General features: G+C 42.5%; 14 protein-coding genes. 2 read left to right on the top strand and 12 right to left on the bottom strand.

Annotated features, from left to right (window positions below; all coding sequences use genetic code 11):
- From COW15_RS15520 to rfaH, 10 genes are all read right to left on the bottom strand, one after another.
- Complete coding sequence (locus COW15_RS15520; protein WP_293633445.1) at positions 1-1,161, bottom strand: glycosyltransferase; 1,161 nt, start codon at positions 1,159-1,161, stop codon at positions 1-3.
- Positions 1,158-2,351 (bottom strand): glycosyltransferase, encoded by a 1,194-nt coding sequence (locus COW15_RS15515; protein ID WP_293633443.1) that lies wholly within the window; start codon positions 2,349-2,351, stop codon positions 1,158-1,160. Before COW15_RS15515 ends, COW15_RS15520 begins: the two co-directional genes overlap by 4 nt.
- Positions 2,348-2,962 (bottom strand): CatB-related O-acetyltransferase, encoded by a 615-nt coding sequence (locus COW15_RS15510; RefSeq protein WP_293633441.1) that lies wholly within the window; start codon positions 2,960-2,962, stop codon positions 2,348-2,350. Before COW15_RS15510 ends, COW15_RS15515 begins: the two co-directional genes overlap by 4 nt.
- A gap of 159 nt (positions 2,963-3,121) precedes the next feature.
- Positions 3,122-4,390, bottom strand: coding sequence for a UDP-N-acetyl-D-mannosamine dehydrogenase (gene wecC, locus COW15_RS15505; RefSeq protein ID WP_293633439.1), 1,269 nt, complete (start codon positions 4,388-4,390; stop codon positions 3,122-3,124).
- Positions 4,391-4,404: 14 nt separating this feature from the next.
- Complete coding sequence (gene wecB / locus COW15_RS15500; RefSeq protein WP_293633437.1) at positions 4,405-5,529, bottom strand: UDP-N-acetylglucosamine 2-epimerase (non-hydrolyzing); 1,125 nt, start codon at positions 5,527-5,529, stop codon at positions 4,405-4,407.
- Positions 5,530-5,770: 241 nt separating this feature from the next.
- Positions 5,771-6,757, bottom strand: a complete 987-nt coding sequence (locus COW15_RS15495; RefSeq protein ID WP_293633435.1) for a Wzz/FepE/Etk N-terminal domain-containing protein — start codon at positions 6,755-6,757, stop codon at positions 5,771-5,773.
- Positions 6,758-7,013: 256 nt separating this feature from the next.
- Positions 7,014-7,349, bottom strand: a complete 336-nt coding sequence (locus COW15_RS15490) for a DUF86 domain-containing protein (protein WP_293633433.1) — start codon at positions 7,347-7,349, stop codon at positions 7,014-7,016.
- Positions 7,350-7,434: 85 nt separating this feature from the next.
- Positions 7,435-7,845: a nucleotidyltransferase domain-containing protein gene (locus COW15_RS15485; RefSeq protein WP_293633431.1), complete on the bottom strand. Its 411-nt coding sequence runs from the start codon at positions 7,843-7,845 to the stop codon at positions 7,435-7,437.
- A 556-nt stretch (positions 7,846-8,401) separates the two neighbouring features.
- Positions 8,402-11,161 carry an SLBB domain-containing protein gene (locus COW15_RS15480; RefSeq protein ID WP_293633429.1) on the bottom strand — a complete coding sequence of 920 codons (2,760 nt, stop codon included), beginning with the start codon at positions 11,159-11,161 and terminating at the stop codon, positions 8,402-8,404.
- Positions 11,162-12,516: 1,355 nt separating this feature from the next.
- On the bottom strand, positions 12,517-13,017 hold the full coding sequence (rfaH, locus tag COW15_RS15475; protein WP_293633427.1) for a transcription/translation regulatory transformer protein RfaH: 501 nt from the start codon (positions 13,015-13,017) through the stop codon (positions 12,517-12,519).
- 472 nt (positions 13,018-13,489) lie between these two features.
- Between rfaH and COW15_RS15470 the strand changes: the two genes are divergently transcribed.
- Positions 13,490-14,992 carry a peptide MFS transporter gene (locus COW15_RS15470; RefSeq protein WP_293633425.1) on the top strand — a complete coding sequence of 501 codons (1,503 nt, stop codon included), beginning with the start codon at positions 13,490-13,492 and terminating at the stop codon, positions 14,990-14,992.
- A 1,443-nt stretch (positions 14,993-16,435) separates the two neighbouring features.
- On the opposite strand, the gene COW15_RS15465 is transcribed toward COW15_RS15470, so the two are convergent.
- Entirely contained in the window at positions 16,436-17,539 is a 1,104-nt protein-coding gene (locus tag COW15_RS15465) for a response regulator (RefSeq protein ID WP_293633423.1), read from the bottom strand.
- A gap of 121 nt (positions 17,540-17,660) precedes the next feature.
- A complete protein-coding gene (locus COW15_RS15460; protein WP_293633421.1) occupies positions 17,661-18,443 on the bottom strand; it encodes a VacJ family lipoprotein in 783 nt (260 codons plus the stop codon).
- Positions 18,444-18,665: 222 nt separating this feature from the next.
- Between COW15_RS15460 and COW15_RS15455 the strand changes: the two genes are divergently transcribed.
- Positions 18,666-20,858: a flagellar hook-length control protein FliK gene (locus COW15_RS15455; protein ID WP_293633419.1), complete on the top strand. Its 2,193-nt coding sequence runs from the start codon at positions 18,666-18,668 to the stop codon at positions 20,856-20,858.
- Position 20,859: the final 1 nt, after the last annotated feature.

Genomic DNA, 20,859 nt, shown 5'->3' with positions numbered 1-20,859 from the left:
CTACTTTAGTAATAAAATATTTTTATATTCACGACAAACTTTCTTTGCAAAGGTACTACTATCATACTTTTTATAACACAATTCTCTTATAAGGTTTGAGTTGTAATAATCTATATTATCCTTCATTATCTGTAATTTTTCGCTTAAATCTAATATATTTTCCCTTTCAAACACAAGACCGTTATTCAAATCAACAATTTCTTTTGGACCAGAAATATTTGGTACGATAATGGGCTTTCCACAAGCAAGAGCTTCTATAAAAACTACTCCAAATGTTTCGTGTCTACTCGCCAAAACAAAGGCATTGCACATATTCATTTGCTCAACAACTTGTGTTCGTTCTAAACTACCTAGGAAATTAACCTGCCTTTCTATACCTAAATCTTTACATAACTTCTTTAAATTATGTAATTCATCCCCATCGCCACCAATATTTAGTTGTACATTTTCATCCCCTTCAAAAGAATGTGCAAATGCATTAATCAAAATATCAAAACCTTTCTTATATGTTAAATAACCTAAACTAAAGAATATAAACTTTTCTGGACTAGTAACAGCCTCTCTATGGAAAAATTTACAATCCACCATATTAGGTATGATAATAATTTCTTTACTGGTGAAAACTTCTAACTCTGTTTTTAATCCCTCTCCGACAGAAATGATCTGCGACGAGTAATATAACAATTTTTTAAGCAATGATAACTGGTAGTTGTTAAAGCTTTTCTTGCTGAATCCTGTTGAATGTTCAGTAATAATAAAGGGGATACCGAACTGTTGATGAATTTTAATGACTGCAACAGCTGCAGGGAAAAATGATTGTACATGTATGATGTCAGGTTTCCAATTCTCACTGGCTAATTTTGTAATTATTTTTTTTATGCCAAGATAAAACCTAAACGACATCAGGCTTGTCATTCTTGGTGGAATATTATATTGAATATCTCTATACACATCTAATTTATTATCATAAGACTTTTGTAATCCTATTTTATTTCCATGTTTTATGTCTCTAAAAATGAATTTAGGATTCCTTAATTCGGTATAGGCAATTTTAACGTCAACCCCCTCCTCAATTAGCGCAATTGCTTGCTCTCTAAAGAATGAACCCAAAGTAGGATTTTCAATTGACGAGTACCAAGAAGGAACCATTAAGACCTTCATAGCTTTCCTCGATTAGATAATTTTGACTCCCTAGCAATTAAAATTTTAGTCCAACTTTCTAGTAACAATTTCATTTGCTTGTTGTACTCTCTTTTTTTAAGCTTTGTTATATCGACTGGTAGATTTAAATTTAATATAAGATTAATTAGCTTATCCTTAGCATCGTGTGACGAACCAAGTGAGAATAAATTTTTATGTTCAACTACTCTTTCAATATTTGAATCATGATTTTCCATAATGACTTTACAGCCACAAATTTGAGCATGAATAGAACTCAATGTTGTTTCTCTCGGCCACAAACAAATATCGCTGGCATTAAAATATCTGTTTAACTCATCAGCTATAACACCAGGCAACACTAATACTCTATCTTTATACTTAAAATCATTCAGAAGAGGGTAAAACACTTGTTCCATATAATGCGAGTTTTTATGGCCCAAAAACAAAAATTTTAAGTTATGACTATCAACAAAACTCTTTTCTAAAAGTGAAAATATTTCCAAATTAATATGAGGTTGCTTAGCATAGTCAAATTTTCCTATATATGAAATCAAAATATCATTATCTGAAATACCCAAATTTTTTCGCTCGTCTATTTTTAATTCTAAACTGTCAAAATATGTATGCATATTATAGCCATGAGGTAGCATCTCAATTCTCTCCTCTGCAATACCTAATGCTTTTATATACTCCTTCTCTTCATTTCCGAGTGCATAAACTTTCTCATATTTCTTTGAGCTGTTAATTATTGGAGCAAAAAAAATGGAAAAAAATTTATAATATTGTTTTGCAAAAACATTCCTGGAAGCCACCCAGGACATATGACAATCTCTAAATGTCAAATAATTATTTTTACCATAAAGATATAGAACATCATTAAAATCACCTAATCCATGCATAAACAATACATCTGGTGCTAGTTTATCAACTGTACTCCTTAAGCCTTTAAATAAAACACGTGAACTAATTTTAAACCAAATATCCAACCTAATTATTTTAATATTATGTTTTTGCTCATATTCAATATCTTTCTTTTTTTGTTCTTCATCATAGTTCTTATGAACAAAACTCAAAACTTTAGACGTAATTATGGTTAAACTGTGTCCTTTTTTTGGCCAAGCCTTGACCATTTCATTGATTTGATAGTTAGAGTCAGTGTCAAAAAAGTATTTAACCATAACAACATTCATTGCTTTTTCTCTTTCTTTAGAAAAGTATTAACATCATTAAATAGTCCAGATTTTTCTCTCAACTTTTCATCATCCCAAAGCCACCATTTACTCTCCAATAAATGCTTAATTGTATCATCATTAAATCTTTTTCTAATCAGTTTTGCTGGGTTACCAGCCCACACTTCATAAGGCCCTATATCTTTTGTTACTACAGCGCCCATACCAACAATAGCACCAGTCTCAATTGTAATACCACTTCTAATTATTGCATTTCGTCCGATCCATACATCATTATTTATTTTCGTTATTTTAAATGGATCGTATTCATGGATTGCAAAATTAGTTTTTAAAATATTAATACCTTTATAAAAAACAGGTGATGTAGACACCCAGTCTAATGGATGACTACCTCCTCCGATAATAACACCATCTGCTATTGAGCAAAACATACCTATTTCAACCTCTATCAAAGAGCATCCGTTACCTATATATGTATAACGTCCAACATTGGTGTTAAACAATTGAGATTGCGAACAAACTACAGAGGAAGGATGAATATTTGAATTTTCAATAGCTGCAATCTGGATTTTTTTTAATAATTTTGCAAAATAAAATAGTATTGTTCGCAACTTACTCAATCCTATTACTATGATTTTATTATTTTAAAGATATAACTGCTCGTAATTTCTAAGTATTAGAAATGTTAAAGCAGATTGCATTTACAATTTCACAGCTACACTTCTAAATCATTTAAATTTTCAAATAACTTTCAAAACGGAAGTTCAGCTTCAATTCCAAATTCCTTTAGTATCTATATTGTACTGTGATTTTATTACATTCATTTTGAATTCTTTATGATCAACTAACATCACATGAATATCAGCTGCTTTAGAAGCTACTTCAAAATTAACCAATTCAACGTTAGTCAGTTTTGAGGGCATAGATTCAATATTAGGCTCTACAGCAATAACAGTACCTTTATGCATCTGCGCAATTTTTTGCGTGATGGCCATAGCAGGGCTTTCACGCAAATCATCTATTTCGGGCTTGAATGCTAAACCATAACAGGCAATCGTAATGTCTTTCGCAGTCTTCTCAGGGTTGGCTTGTAAAAAGTCAGCTATCGCTATTTTGACTTTTTCAATCACCCAATCCGGTTTACTATCATTCACTACACGCGCCATATGAATTAAACGCGCCTCTGCTGGTGTTTTAGATACGATAAACCAAGGATCAACTGCAATACAGTGACCGCCCACACCAGGGCCTGGTTGGAGGATATTTACCCGAGGGTGGCGATTGGCAAGGCTAATCAATTCCCATACATTGATATTCAATTTATCGCAGATCATTGATAACTCATTGGCGAAGGCAATTTGGACATCTCGGGAGCTGTTTTCAGTTAATTTGGCCATTTCAGCCGTTCGAGCATTAGTGATAATGCAATCACCCTCTACAAATATTTTGTAAAGCTCAACCGAGCGTACTGAACATGTAGTTGAAATACCACCAATTACGCGATCGTTTTGTACCAGTTCACGTACTACATGGCCAGGTAATACACGCTCAGGACAGTGAGCTACGTTTACATCCGCTGCATCACCCACTGTTTGTGGGAAAGATAAATCAGGTCGGGCAGTCGCCAGCCATTCGGCTACTTGCTCTGTCGCGCCTACTGGGGAAGTTGACTCTAAGATCACTAAATCGCCTTTTTTGAGCACAGGGGCAATACCACGGCAAGCTGATTCAATGTAGGTTAAATCAGGGGCAGGAATTTCGCCTTCGGCACAAGGTAAAAAAGGTGTTGGTACAGCGATTAAAAAGGCATCCGCAGGCTCTGGTGTCATAACAGCTTTGAGATAGCCTTCTGTCACCGCTGCATGCACTAACATATCAAGCTCTGGTTCAACGATATGAATTCTCCCTTGGTTAATGGTATCTACTGCATGTTTGTTAACATCCACACCAATTACGTTGACCTTGCGCGAGGCAAACATTGCCGCCGTAGGTAAACCAATATAACCAAGACCAATTACTGAAATTGTTTTAAAAGACATGTTAATTCCAACACTTATTTAATTAATTTATTTAAAATTCTTTGACAAGCTTGACCATCTCCATAGGGATTATGTGCAAAGCTCATTTCGGTATATGCGTTGATATCATTAAGTAATACCGAAAGACCAGATACGATTTTATCAACATCTGTACCCACTAATTTAACAGTCCCAGCAGCTACAGCTTCGGGTCGTTCTGTAGTATCCCGCATAACTAACACAGGCTTACCTAAAGAAGGTGCTTCTTCTTGAATACCACCCGAGTCAGTTAAAATGATAAAACTGCGCATCATCAGGTAAATAAACGGCAGATACTCTTGTGGCTCAATCAAAATGATATTCTTGATACCACCTAAAATACGGTTGACTGGCTCACGTACATTGGGGTTTAGGTGCATTGGATAAAGAATTTGCACATCAGGATTGGCTTTAGCTGTGATAGCTAAAGCTTCACAAATCCTTTCAAAACCATCACCAAAACTTTCACGACGATGACCAGTTACTAAAATTAATTTTTTATTTTCATCTAAAAATGGGAACTGGGCAGCCAATGTATTTTGTAGTTCACTATTTTGTTCAATCTTTGCTTTGACCATTAGGAGTGCATCAATTACCGTGTTACCAGTAACAAAAATATTCTCTTCAGCATAATTTTCTTGAAGTAAATTTTGCTTAGACGTTTCGGTAGGCGAGAAGTGATATTTGGTTAATGCACCAGTGAGCTTGCGATTTGCTTCTTCAGGCCATGGGGAATATATATTGCCTGTACGTAGACCAGCTTCAACATGTCCGACATCAATTTGCTCGTAATATGCTGCTAAGCTTGCTGCAAAAGTTGTAGCTGTATCACCATGAACTAACACAACATCGGGTTTAAATTCTTGCAGTACAGGTTTTAGCTCAAGCAAAATACGGGCTGTAATATCGTTTAAAGTCTGCCCTACCTTCATCAGATTTAAATCATAATCTGGAGTAATATCAAATAATGACAAAACTTGATCTAACATTTCACGATGCTGGGCCGTTACGCAGACCTTTGCTTCAAAACGTTCATCTGAGGCGAATGCATGTACCAATGGAGCCATTTTTATCGCTTCTGGTCGTGTACCAAAAACCGTAAGAACTTTCTTTTTCGTCATTACTTCAGACCTAATTTAGAACAATTTCTAAAAAAGAAATTGAAATACTACACATATTCATCTCAGCCCTCCAAACCAAACTGAGACACTTTTCATCCATTTTGAGCTGTATCTTCGCCATCCCTCATAAAGCCTAGGTTTTACTGTTTTTCTTCAAACTGTCCCAATAGGCCAACCCTAGAACCAAATGCCTGAAAACTGGATCCCCGCGTTCGCGAGGATGATAGATAACAGAAAGGGGCTAGATTCTAGATTCTAGATTCTGCTCTTTTCTTACAAAATGCCTTACCAATACAAACATCACACCTAACATACCGCCGAGCATTGTGCCTAGTATGCAAATTAATGCACGTTTAGGCTTAGCCTTTTCTTCGGGAGCTAATGCTGGGTCAAGCGTTTTAAATACATATTCATCACGCACTTCGGTAAACATAATGGTTTTAGCTTGCTCTTCAACCAACTTATAAAGAATCGCTTTAATATCGGCAACATTGGTTAAGGCGATTTGTTTATTTAAAAACTCGCTGCTGCGATTGGCTTCTGCGACATCGCGCTCTTTCATCACTTTATTAATATCTTGAATGAGCCATGTCACCCATTGCTGAGCAACAAAAGGAGAACGATGTTCAACTGCAATGGTGACTAAGCTTGTCTCTTTATCTTTAGTCACCACCAATATTTTTTCGAATACCTTAAAGGCTTCTTGCATGGAAGGCTCAGGCTGGCGTGGTGGCTTGACGTCCCTTACCCATTTTTGGTTGTTCACATCATAGTCATCTTCATCGTAGATAACGCGATTGTTTTCACGGTCCCACTTTTTTGCCGCCATTAAATCGGCAAGGATATTATGCTTTTGAATAAAATCACTGGCAAATTGACGGGATTTTAATACTTCAATCGCCATTTGCGTTTTATCAACGCCACCTTTACCACGGAGATTAACCCCAGCAAGGCTAGCTAAGCCGCCAAATTGAGATGCTAAGGCACTTAAGCCACCGCTTTGCTCTTCAGATGCTGGCGCTAATAGGGCTTCGGACTTATAAATATTGGGTTGTTTAATAGCAAATACCACCGCACCAATGGTAAATACTGCGGTAATGGCAATGATAAGCCATTTGCCTTGCCAGATGACGGAGAACAACTCGCGAAGATCGATTTCGTCGTCTGCGGGTCGCTGGATAGTTGAAAACTGGGCATCTTGCATATACTTGTTTATTTCATCGGACATTTAAAACTTATCTCGTTGTGTGAGTTCTCGAATACGGTTGACGGGTTATCGTTGACGGTTGACAGAACACTCGATAACAGCTCCTGCATTATTCTACCTCCTGCATCCATGCAGTCGTTCGCTTACAGATAACGGTAAAAGCAACAAAAAATTCGCTTACCGTAAGGGCGCAGCCCGTCCCGTTATCCGTAAGTCACGTAGTGACGTTCTGTAGCCGCAAAGCGGCGTTCCTAGAATCTAGCTGCAGAAGGCCATCCTAGATTCTCGCTTCTAACGCTGTTAAGCCTTGATAGCAAAAATCAAAAATTACCGCGTATAACTGCTGGCGGATGACAACTTCTAGCAATGGTTCGTCCAGATTCAGATAATCATGCACCAACACATTATGCATGCCGATTATCTGACGCCAAGGCGCATTGCCTTTAAGTAAGCCTGCGTTATTTAAAATATCAAAGGCTTGATAGGCCTCCAATATTGGATGTTGGCTTACTTGTTGCGCCCAATGTTTGGCAATACCAATTGCTGACTCAATGCTTATTTGCATTAAACGTTGTAAAGCCAAACGCTGATATTTATCAAGTGGTGCCTGCAAAAAGTGGTTACGCAGTTCTTCTTAATCACTTTGGCACTGCTGCACATGGACACGCATTGCCGCTAAATACCCGTCATGTTTTATGTTATCGCTCATGTATCACTCGCTGCTGTAGATAGTCGGTTTCATATCGCGACATGATTTTACCCACACCTTGCAGCATTAAACCTCGCTCGCGGCAATACCAAAGGGTATTGGCTCGTAGGACTTCGATACCAAGCAGTATGGGTGCTTGCATAAGGTCAATCACCGACAATTGACCATCACGTAGCTGTAAACTTTGCTGCCAATCCAGTAAAAGCATCTCGGGGTGCATACGCCGAGCAAAAATATCTGGCTCAAAGGAGGTAAACTGCACAGCTAAATCTAAATCACTGTGTTCATGAGCCAATCCCTTAGCGTGCGAGCCGTATAGCCAAAGCGCGTTTATTTGCTTATCTGCATCAGCCAATTTCAACAACTGCATCTTGCAACGGATAAATTCTTGCTCAGTCATGGTACCTCCCACAAAAAGCAGAGCGGGTTTCACCCTGCTAGAGCGCTTTGCTTCTAGGTGAGGTGGGTAGGAAAACAGAACGTTCGCAAGCTCACTAACAGCATGCTCGATAACTGCTCCTGCGTTATTCTACCTCCTGCATCCATGCAGTCGTTCGCTTACGGTAACAGCAGAGCGTCAATGCGTAAGGGCTAAAAGCTGGATCCCCGCGGTCGCGAGGATGACGGCAAAAGCGAGTAAGAACTAAACGCTGGATCCCCGCAGTCGCGAGAATGACGGCAAAAGCGAGTAAGAACTAAACGCTGGATCCCCGCTGCCGCGAGGATGACCGCAAAAGCGAGAACCTTGACGGTGGTCGCAATCACCGTAAGGGCGCAGCCCGTTCCGTTATCCGTAAGTCACGAAGTGACGCTCTGTAGCCGCAAAGCGGCGTTCCTAGAATCTAGAGCCACGCTGTGGCGTCCTAGAGCAGCGTTTTTTGCTGCGTTCTAGAGCGAGCTTGCGAGCGTCCTAGCAGTTGCGAAGCAACGCCCTAGACTCTAGCCACATAGTGGCGTTATAGCCCCGCGATGGCAGATACGGCTACAGCAGTGTTGTAGATAATGCCGGTGACTTGTGTCCAAAGAGTTAGGTTATCTTTGTACTCGGTATCTAACGGTACAATTACGGTATCGCCCGGCTGTAGCTGCTCACCACTGCTAAACCAGTTAGAACGGCTTGGCATTGATACTGAGCCATTGGCTTGGATCACATAGGTTCGGTCTTCATCCGCAAGTTTTCTTGAGCCGCCGGACATTGCAAGATACTGGTCAATCGTTAGACCTTCTTTATATCTGTGCGTGGCCGGATGTTGCACCTCACCCATTACTGCAATAGTTTGCTTAGTGGATGGCACGTATAAAATATCGGCATCTTCAAGCTGGAGATCGGCTTGTTTAATGCCGAGCGTGATTGCCGGTAAATCGACGACTAAACGCCCAACGGCTTTGATATTTTCTAGATCGGCCAGCATTAACTGGGCATCGGAGTAATTCACCACGGCACCATCTTTTGAGACACCACGGGTGGCAATATCACGGCGCAGCTGGTCGGCAAGTTTTTTAATTTCAATCTGTTCCTGTTGACGCACTGACTCACGCACAAATACCGCTGAGGGTAAAGAGGCATAGTCGGTAAAGCCACCAACACGGGTAATTAAATCGCTTAACGTCTCGCCTCTGCGGATACTGTAACGACCAGGGAATTTTACTTCACCACGGATTTCGACCACTTTGCTTTCTTGCCAATCTGGCGTTGTCATCACTGTGAGTATATCCCTACCCACTAAACGCGCATTTGCCGTTTGATCCCCCTGCAGTGCTAATTCCAAATCAAGGTTACGATGATCGACTCTGGAGCCCTCATTATCCGTTACAGTCGAAGTTAATTCGGCTCTAACAGTATATGCGCCTTCCTTCAAACCACCCGCTGCGGTAACTAAATCGGATACTCTCGCACCAACAGATAAGGGATAAGCACCCGGTGACTTCACTTGGCCATCGATGGCCACAATTTGGGTGCCTTTTCCTGCACGGCCTTGGCTATTGAGCTTAACCATTACAGGATAGAGCAACTCTTGGCGGCGCATTTGGTCACTTAATTTAAGCAGCTCGTTATCTTCAAAGAGGTTTGCCAACATTTTGCTGACAACGCCTTTAACAACGGTTACTTGCTCATTTTTTGGCGAATCATTAATAACGATGCCTGCAATTTGAGCGCGTTTGCTGAGTTTGACATCTTCAAGCTGGGCAAAGCCGGTGTTAAATAGGTCAGAACCCGATAGGTTATCGCTATTGAGCGATGTGACCTTAGCGACTCGTTGCTTTACTAATTTATTTAATTCGTAACGGTTTTGTTCATCATCTGAATAGTTAAAAATGATAATTTTATCACGCGGATTTAAGGCTAAGTCTTGCTTGCTATCTTTAGTGCCAATCGCCTTACCCGGTGCGAATTGATACACTTCAATATCACCGTATTGATTAACTTCGCGCACTAACAGACCGTAGTCTAAATCGGCCGATATGGCTAAATCCCCCCACAATGAAGGCAAAATATCGCTGATCTTTTGGCCACCCACCCACTGGTATTTACCAGGGCGAACAACGGCGCCGACAACGGTAACGGCACTTTCATACTGCTCTGATGCGCTTTTCACACGGATAACATCGCCAGCCTTAGCGGGCGTCATTCTGCCCTGTTCAGTTGTGAGGTCCACATTCACGATAGTTTTGAGCGACTTGCTATTATAACGCTCCACTGAACTGCTTTTGGGGTATGCGCCTGGGTTTAACCCTGCAGCCATAGCAATCACATCTGCCATGGTCTCATTTTTCTTTAATTCATAGATGGCAGGACGTCTTACTTCCCCCGATACACTAACTAACCCACCGATAGAGGGGATAAAGACCACATCGCCGGAATGTAGGCGTAAATCTCCCGATGCATCACCTTTTAGCAATAAATCATAGAGATCGAGCGTACCAACTAACTTACCATTGCGTTTTAACTGTACATTTCGCAGTGAGCCAATTTCATTGACGCCCCCTGCAACAAATAGGGCTTGGGTGATAGTCGATAGGCTAGAAACAGTATAAGAGCCGGGTTTGTAAGCATCGCCTGCGACAAAAATGCGGATTGAGCGTAACTCGCCCATGGTGATATTGGACTCAATACCTATCATCTGTTGTTGGATGCGTTGTGAAAGCGTGTCTCTAAGTTCTGAGAAGCTCAGTCCCATCACGGGGATCGGGCCTAGATCAGGGAATTGGATCACCCCTTCACGATTGATCACTAAATCGTATTCTTTGTTTTCTTTACCGTAGAGCTGAACTTTGATGTTATCACCTGGGCCGACCAGGTATTCTCCTGGTACGGGGACATCTGACACGGGTGCAAAGGTGCTCGGTTCGCCAGCGAACATTTCGTAGCCAAAGCGGCGTAATTTCAAGCTTGATGAGTCGACGGAGAAATCAAGATCGGCTTTTTCTTTCTGTTCTGCGGTTGTGGTTACCGGCGCTACGTCACGGGCTGTAACCACTTGTGGATTAACAATCTGTTGTTGAGTTTGGCTACCCGAGATAATGCTAGGGTCAATCCCATATTGCCTTGCTAACCGCTGTTGCTCGGCCTTAGGTAACTGCTTAAATTGCTCGATCATCTGCGGAGAGGGCGTAACGGCTTGCGCCTGAGCGCCCATCAATATAGTGGCACTCATGCCAACTAATATTACGGCTCTTGGAACCGCTTTGATGTATTTTTTGACTTGTTGTAACACCAGATATCTCCGATTGGATTGAAAATGTAAAATTGTTGAAAGCAGAGCGTCGCTACGCGACTTCTAGGTTCTAGGTTCTAGGTTCTAGGTTCTAGGTTCTAGGTTCTAGGTTCTAGGTTCTAGCAGCGAAGCATAATCGCAGTTGCGCAGTAATGTTCTAGATGACAGAACGCTACGCTTACGGTGGACAGATTACGGAATGCTCGTAAGCTCACTCACAGAACGCTGCGCTTACTGAAAAAGTTGAGCGCTCTCACTCTTACGTTGTCATCCTCGCTTTCAAGCCGTCATCCTCGCGAACGCGGGGATCCAGCTCTTGGGCTTTAAGTCACTACGCTTTAAACCAGCAAAAGACATTACTATGGATTCCCGCGTTCGCGGGAATGACGAAGGAATAAGATTCTCGCGTCGATAACTGCTCCTGCACTCTTTCTATTAAAGCGTTCTACCTCCTGCATCTGACCACCATGGAGGGGGAAATGTCATATTTTGTATGGAACAAAATTGACCATGCAGTCGTTCGCGGGAATGCCAACGGAATTTATTTACTTTCAGACACGCTACCGATCCGCGTGGCGGGCGAGACGCCTTATTCAGTACTTCCTGTACTTCATCCTTCGGACCAGCTAAAGCTGTTAATAATTGTTCCAGACAATTATTTTCGGCGTCCGCTAAAAGACAGAAACTTTTCTGTCTTTTGCCTTTCAGGCACGCTACCGCCCATAGATTGCGGCCTCTAAATTACCCTTCGCGGTGCGAAAATTCATATTTTTCAATGTAATAACATAAATCTGAAACCGACACTTTATTTTTAAGAGTGCCTAGTACCCTATTTATATTGTGTATCTATATTGTGCAGCTTAACTTGCTTGCGGTGATTAGTCGGCGCTAAGACTGACCATGTTGCATACCGCGGACCTTCAATTTTTATCAATTTTTATCAGTTTTTATCAGCTTGGGGTAACCATTTAAACGCAAATAGCTGTGGCAACACTACCGTACTGGCTAATGTTGGCAAGCTAGCTTAAATAAATCCCTTGCAGCTTCATCACAGTAAAACTTTAGTTGTACAAAGAGATTTTAGCCGCAAAAAATCAATTTGCGGGATTCTACTGTAAACGGCTTACATCGGTTGGCTGATTTATGCACTAACACAAGTCCTACAGCTCAAATTCCAACCGAATAAAAGTAACAAAAAATCCTTCCCCAAAATTTAACTCGTAACACATTGAAACATAATGATTTAATTTAAAAATCAATTTACAAAAAATAAACACTTTTTATGCCGCTATAGCCAATGTCTCACAAGCTGCTAAGCATTATTCTTACTAAAGCGTTTGAGCTTCATCACAAACTTAAATTCGTTCAACCGATTGCTCTGGAACAGTTAAGGTATTGACCTGCCCCATGATATTAAATAAAACATGGCAACGTTTATTTGGGCATTTTTCTTGAAAAATACCTTCTAAATCAACAAATGGGCCATCTTTAAAGCGAATTTTCTCCCCCGTTTTTAGTTCTGGTTCATCGACTAAAACGGCGTGGGAAGGCGTTAACTCTTTCATGCGAATGGCGTGAATGATGCGGTCGTCAATGGGGGTCATTTTTTCTTGACAATTGACGATACGATTCACCCCACGGGTAGAATGGACCTGCTTGACGCTTGTCTGGCTTGGGTCAAAATTGATGAATAGATAATTTGGGAATAGCGGTACGCGACAGATCCGTTTCTGACCACGTTGAGATTTCTCTTCAGAGACCATGGGTAAATAGGTTTCTAAATTTTGAAGTGCTAAGTTTTGTTGTGCTCTCGCTTCACTACGAGGTTTACAATACAAAAGGTACCATGCCTTCATCTACTGCTCTCACTACCCTATGTTAGGTGATGTCCATTCACGGGTCGCAATCATAGCAAAGTTGCTAAGACCGATGGAAGCAGTTTTTCGCTTCATCGACCTTGCTGAACGGTATGCGAACAAATGCCAGATATATTAGCAAAATCAGTAGTAATTCGAGCTAACCGCTAATCGCTGATAATGTCGCCAGTTGGTAAGCCAAAATTGACTTTAGTTGCTTTTAAGGGGTATATAAGGTGGGATTTTAGCGAAAACATTCAATTTAACGCATAAAATATTACTTTTATTATAAGAACGTAACAATAACTCATACGTAACCTGCAGTAATTAAACAATTTTATTCTGATTTTCTCGTTTCAGATAAAGCGTGTTACTCAGGGCGATTATGGGATAAGCAACAACCATTTTTCTGTGGCGACATCATCCTGTTTCAGGGGCCCACAGGCAATCACGAGCTTAAGGTGGAAACTTCATGAGCGTAGCAAAACCACAAGGGACAATGCTTGGGCATCCCAAAGGATTGTTCCTGCTATTTACAACAGAGCTATGGGAACGTTTTAGTTATTATGCAATGCGCGCCATTTTGGTGTTTTATCTATCAGACCAAGTCGCCGATCAGGGAGGAGGATTAGGTTGGACATCAGCTGATGCTCTTCGTCTTTATGCTTGGTTTACAGGGTTAGTTTATCTCACGCCGCTGCTAGGTGGATGGTTAGCTGATAATTTTTTGGGCCAACGTAAAGCCATTTATATTGGCGGCACTATGATGGCAGCAGGCCAATTTCTGCTTGCAACTCCACATGCATGGATTCTTGGGTTTGAAACAACCGTTTTTTATTGTGGTTTAGCGAGCTTAATCTTAGGTAACGGATTATTTAAACCTAATATATCGACAATGGTAGGTGACCTATATAACGAAGGCGATCATAGACGAGATGGTGCTTTCACTGTTTTCTATATGGGTATTAACGTTGGTGCTGCACTTGCCGGTATTTTGGTCGCAGAAGCTTATAACGGTTTTGGCAGTATTCAAGTTATAAATGGGCAAGAAGTTTTTATTAAAAACTGGCAAGCAGGATTTGTTTGTGCAGGCATTGGTATGCTTCTTTCATTGGTAATTCAGTTCTTTTTCGCGCAAAAGCTATTAGGGAATATTGGTAAAGAGCCAGCGGCAAAATTAGAGCGGGAGTTGAACGAGCAACGTGGACAAGTAAGGAACGAACCTCTTACTAAAATTGAACGAGATCGTATCAAAGTTATCATGATAATGGGTCTATTCACTATTATATTCTGGGCAGGTTTTGAACAAGCTGGTGGTTTAATGAACTTGTTCACCAATGAGTTTACCGATCGCATGATTGGTAGTTGGGAAGTTCCCACCACATATTTCCAATCGCTTAATGCAATATTCATAGTACTATTTGCACCAGTAGTTGCTTCGATCTGGATAAGATTAGGTAATAATGAACCGAACTCTCCAGTAAAATTCGCTCTCGGGCTAATACTATTAGGAATTGGTTTCCTATTTATGATTGGTGCTGTTCTTGAGATGGGGGGCGATGCATCTGCTAAATCAAGCATGTGGTGGTTAGTTGGCGCTTATTTCTTCCATACTATGGGCGAACTGTGTCTATCACCAATTGGTTTATCAATGGTGACTAAGCTAGCTCCACTAAGAATGATCTCACTCTTGATGGGTGCTTGGTTTACCTTTATTTTCATTGCAAATCTAACCGCTGGATACATAGGTTCTTTTATCGGCCATGGTGGTGAGGTAGAGGAACAACTGGCTAATGCGATGGCGATTTTCTCAGGTATTGCGATTACTGCCGCACTTTCTGGCGTTATTCTGTACTTTATGGCGGATAAGCTGGTTGATTGGATGCACGGCGCAGAGACTAAACATCATTCTGAAGCTGAAGCCTTAGAAGATGAAATTGCCGTCACTGGCGAGCACGAAGCAATTAAGAGATAAGCAGAGTACAACGCATACAGAACACTAAATTCACAGTCGACGGATAACGGAACGTTCGCAAGCTCACTTACGGTAAGGGCAAAGCAAAGCTAAAAAAGCAAGCAACTTTCTTTGCTTTTAACCGTAAGGGCAAAGCCCGTTCCGTAAACCGTAAGTCACGCCGTGACGTTCTGTAGCCGCAAAGCAGCGTGCTTAGAATCTAGAGCCACGTAGTGGCGTCCAGATTCTACACTGCTAATCATCTTAGATTGCGATAAAAAAACGCTGCAGAAATGCAGCGTTTTTTGTTTTGTCCTCATACCCTGCCCTTCACAATTTTTAGGCCGTCATCCTCATTTTTAAACCGTCATCCTCGCGCACGCGGGGATCCAGCCCCAGTTAAGGGGCTTTTGCTAAATCAACATCCCCGTCATCCTCGCGCACGCGGGGATCCAGCTTTTTGGCTTTTAACTCACAACGCTTTAAGACACCAAAGACTTTTGTATGGATTCCCGCGTTCGCGGGAATGACAAAAAGGACGGGAATGGCGGAGCATTCAGCTCTTACGCCGTCATCCTCGTTTTTAAACCGTCATCCTCGCGCACGCGGGGATCCATAAGGTCTTTATCAACGTGGAGACCATCAACACCCGTCATCCTCGCGCACGCGGGGATCCAACTTTTGGCTTTTAACTCACAACGCTTTAAGACACCAAAAGACTTTTGTATGGATTCCCGCGTTCGCGGGAATGACAAAAAGGACGGGAATGGCGGAGCGTTCTGCTATTAGGCCGTCATCCTCGCGCACGCGGGGATCCAGTGTAAATTGGGTTCTGGCAAAACACTTGCTGGTAGTCATCCTCGCGCACGCGGGGATCCAGTATCAGAATCGCCAAGATTAACCCCATTAGATCCGTCATCCTCGCGCACGCGGGGATCCAGCTTTTGGCTTTTAACTCACAACGCTTTAAGACACCAAAAGACTTTTGTATGGATTCCCGCGTTCGCGGGAATGCCAAAAAGGACGGGAATGGCGGAGCGTTCTGCTATATGGCGGAGCGTTCTGCTATTAGGCCGTCATCCTCGCGCACGCGGGGATCCAGCTTTTGGCTTTTAACTCACAACGCTTTAAGACACCAAAAGACTTTTGTATGGATTCCCGCGTCGATAACTGCTCCTGCGTTATTCTACCTTCTGCATCCATGCAGTCGTACGCGGGAATGACAAAGGGAATTGGAATCACAAGCTCATTTCCCGTCAGGGCGAAGCCCGTTCCGTTATCGGTGAGTCACGCAGTGACGTTCTGTAGCCGCAAAGCGGCGGGCCTAGAAGCTAGCAGCGAGTCTACGAGCGTCCTAGAGCCGCACCGTGGCGTTCTAGAAGTTGCGAAGCGACGCCCTAGATTCTAGCAGCTGTGCTTTTTGCAGTGTCCTAGTAGGCCGAAGGCCATTCTAGCTTTGACGTCCTATAAGCTTAACTGCATAAATCCGCCTGCGGGTATAGTCGGATCATAAACCAGACCTTTAAATTTATTTTCCAGCAGGTACTGTTTATGTTGCGCATCACTGGTGGCAATACAGAGTTGTTCTTGGGGCAAGATAGTGCGGAATTGAATACTGGGTTTGCCCCAATCTAACATCCCCAGTTGTAAGCTATCGGAAAGGGCTAAGGGGCTTAGTCCTTCATCATTGCGTAGATAGCATCGCAGTCCCTTACCTGCTTGGGCAATGGCGGCGCGATACTTAGTCAATTCGATGGAGATATAGATGATATCGACTGTGATATCGAGTCCTGATTTTACTAGGCGCTCATTGAGATAACTCAACATATTAAATGGCTCAATAATCGTTGTACTCTGGCCACTACGATAGTTTTTAAGCTTTTGATTAACAAAACTTCTTAATAATACGCACGCAAAAGCAGCACGATTATCCTCAGGATAAAGATGCGCCATATACATGATCAAATGCTCGCTACCCACCATGGTTGAGTCAATAAAATAGCTACTGATGTCGCTATTCTTGAATAGGCTATAATCCACCTTCGCCGTTGGATAGCTAATATTGGATGCGGGAAATAACTGTTGCTGAACTTGTTTCGCGGCTTCAACACTTTGCTCTAATAGCGCTAAGTTATCGTTTAGCTCTTGGTGGGATAACGCATCAAAATCTACCAACATGGGATCATCGTTGTGGGTACGTTGTAATCCTTGGCGAATGGATTGCTCAATAATAAATAAATCGGGGACGGGTTTAACTAAGTAATCACATGCACCAATGCGTAATGCCTCAACGACATCCGCCATAACATTATTACCCGATATCACAATAGAAGGGACTAAAGGCTCAAGCTTAACCATTTCCTTCAGCATATCGAGGCCGCCGAGTTTAGGCATACTTAAATCAGCTAAGACGATATCAAAATGCTGCTGCTTAAAAATACCCAGCCCCTGCTCACCATCGGAGGCTTGTACAACTTCGGCACCTCGCCCACTGAGAAACGTGGCGACAATTTGCCGAAAGACAGGATCATCTTCAACCCAAAGAATTGAAACACCATTTAACGCCATAAAGATTCCCGAATAAAATTCATTGCGGCAGCAATAACTCAATCATGACATCGGAAGAATCATTCAATACGGCAAGATCTTGGCTGCTAAAAATGCTGGCAGCCAAGTACAGCGCATAGGTTCACTCAAGTTCCTGCATGTATTGATCGAGCAACTCATCATCATCTTGTTTTTGTGGAACATCACCATCATAGACTTTATAGTCCATGTGCTGTAAGTACGCATCTTTCACAAAGGTATAGGGATCGAGTGCATTATCGACAAGCCTTTCCTGATCAATCGCAGTGGCTCTAGCATGAAGACTTTTTAGCCCCCATTTTACGACGGCTTGCCACACGGTTAGCTCAGATAGTGGAAAGTATAGACTATCCACCCAATCTGACGCGAGTTCTCGAACGACGTAGGGACCCGCAAAAGGCGCCATAAAATATGGGCCATTAGGTACGCCATAGTAACCTAACACTTCATTAAACTCATCCTGCTTGCGTGGTAGCCCCATCATATCTGCCACATCGATGACCCCTAAAAGCCCGACTGTGGTATTGATCGTAAAGCGACCACCCGCATTTGCGGCCCAGCCCCACTTACCTTGCAAGGCATTGTTGACTAAGCTGCTTGGCTCCTCCAGATTTTGAATAAAGTTATTTACCCCTGTTTTGGCTGGCATGGGAATATAATCGTTATAACCATGGGCAATGGGGCGGTAAATATATCTATCTAAATATAAATAGTTGAAGTCCCACATCACACGGTTAAAGCCCTCAAAGGGATCCTGTGGGTCATCATAGGTAATTTTTACAGCCGAGGGGTTCTCTGTGGTCGTATCGGGTGCAGAAGCTTCTGCCCCATAAACATTGGGCAATAGTATTAATCCTAAAAGTAACCCTATCCATCTCAACTTCATATTGCTCTCTTAATAAATGTACTGCTTCGATATCGAGTTTTCGCTAAAGTGACTATGGATAAGTGACGATATAGTGATCATTCACTTAGTGGCATACTCTAGCATGACAGAGAAATTGTCATCGTTTTCGCAAAACGCATAAGCATACTTGGCAAAATATTTTGGTCAATTGTTAATTTTTCAAAATAATATGCCGCAGGATAAACGAGTAAAGGGCCTTACATGGAGTCAATTCCACTTATCAATACTGTCAATGTACCGTTAGCCACTTCGGCCACACAGGCAGATGCCTCTAATGTACCCTCACGCCCCATTCCTGCTGAAGTGCTTGTTTCTGCAGATGGCGACAGTATTATTCTAAACGGTACAGAATATAATTTAAAGCTTGTAAATGCGCAGCAGAGGCAAACTCTGATCACTGCTAGCCATTTTTTAGTCACTCAATCCACGATTGCTACGGCTCAAACAGCAACAATACACGCCCATCAAACGGCTCAACTGCTTGCCCTAGGCACACCACTGACATTAAAACTGCCCGAAGCGATAACGCAGTTAGCACAGCAAAATGGCGTAACCTTAGAGCAGCTGTATGCGCTTGCGGGACGTTCTCAGGGCTACCGCCTTCCCAATGTCATTGTTATCAATAGAGAATTTCAATTTGCAAATGGGACTGCCATCCAACAAGATCCAAATACTCAACTCAGCGCGGGGGAATATCAAGCGAAAATAGCCCTATCCCAGGGACGGCCCATTTTAGTACTGACCCCTATACTGAGCAAACTCGAAATCCTTATTGGCGCCCCAATAAATGAAACTCAAGTTCCCATAATTGATAAACAAGCGGCCAATATTGTGATCGCTAAAACTGAACCTGCCCAGATCATTGCGACTTTCCTGCGGAAGCTGGAAGGCCTTGTTCCCCAAGTAGAAGTGTCTTCAACAACCGGAGTCATAGCGAAAACGACAGCCACAGGGATCTTACCTTCTGGCGCTTCGACGACACAGCCAATAGCGACAAGCGTATTAGGGTCAAGCTCAGACTCGACCACAGGCACAGCTACAGCCACAGCCACAGGCACAGGCACAGGCACAGCCAAGGGTAGCCTAAATCTAGGGCAAACAAGTATCGATGTTGGGCAAACGAGTCTGACTAAATCACCATCGAGTAGCTCATCGACAGAGATAGAACTTAGGCCAACAACCCAAGCCACTGATTTGAAATCCGTTTCTGCATCAGATGCAATTTCAACCAAGAATATGACGCCCAGCTCGCCCCAAAATGCGACTACCGCGGCATCACTCCAGTCGGCATTAGCTCAAAATATTTCCCTTGAGGGGATGGGAAACCGCCCCCCAGATAAACCACTTCTTCAGCCTGCCGCACAAACGCCGATATCTAACTCAGCAAATGCTACAACGTCAGCAAATTCAGCATCTGCTCAACCTTTAGTTCCACAACTGGCAAATGGCCTCACACCCAAGTCGAGTGATACAGCGGCACAGCTTTCCCCTTTGCAACCCTTAATCGCTTTAGAGGGACAAGTTAACGAGCCAAAGGGGAATAAGGCGGCTGAAGCGGGGATATCTGTCAACGAGGTTCTACAAAAGGCTTTCAATAAAGCGGGCGCTTTACCGCTGGATCAGCTGACCCTACGCAACCATCTCAATTTAGCGGCGGAGCTGCTCAAGCGTTTACCACAATTAAGCCCCCAGCCCTTAAGTCAATTGAGCGTTCCTACGGCGCTTAAGGCTGATATTCTCGGGCTCGCCACGCTCAATCTTGCAGCGCCGCAGCTAAACCAAGCGGCACTTTTTATGAATGCGAGTGCGATTACCTCATTATTCCAACTGCTACTGGGTGTTAGGGCAAATAGTACGACTAATGCTGTCAGCCAAAAACTGGCTAACTACCTCGAACAGCTGCAAGCTAAAACAGGACTTTCGAGTAATCTCCTTAATCAACTCAGCAAGGCGGGTGGCCTTGAGACCATGGGGCAACTCGCCTCTAGTTTGCACCTTTACCAACAAGCGAGTAGTGAAAATAACGGTAATCTCGTATGGTACTTTGCACTGCCCTATGGAATTAATCAGCGACATGAACAGCTCGAAGGAAAATTTGAGCAAGATGCGGATAACGATAAGCAACAAAAACAGCAAGGCTGGCATCTACAGTTAAAGTTTAATCTGACACAGGGGCCGTTGCTTATCAGTGCTCGCTGTCATTTGCAGACTTTAGATATTCAATTTAAAGGGAATAATCAACAGCTATTAAACAGGGTTGATAACTTTCTCGTGCCCTTAGGGCAAAAGCTATCACAAATTGGTTTTACGCCAGGAGAACTCTCGACTCAAATAGCTCAAGTGCCAGCAACTTTACTTCCAGGTGACCACTTTCTTGTAAAAACAAAGGCATAGT

The sequence above is a fragment of the Shewanella sp. CG12_big_fil_rev_8_21_14_0_65_47_15 genome, from assembly GCF_002783505.1.
Classification (GTDB): Bacteria; Pseudomonadota; Gammaproteobacteria; order Enterobacterales; family Shewanellaceae; genus Shewanella.
Note: the sequence above shows the minus strand (reverse complement) of the source record. Positions and strands in the feature narration are given on the sequence as shown.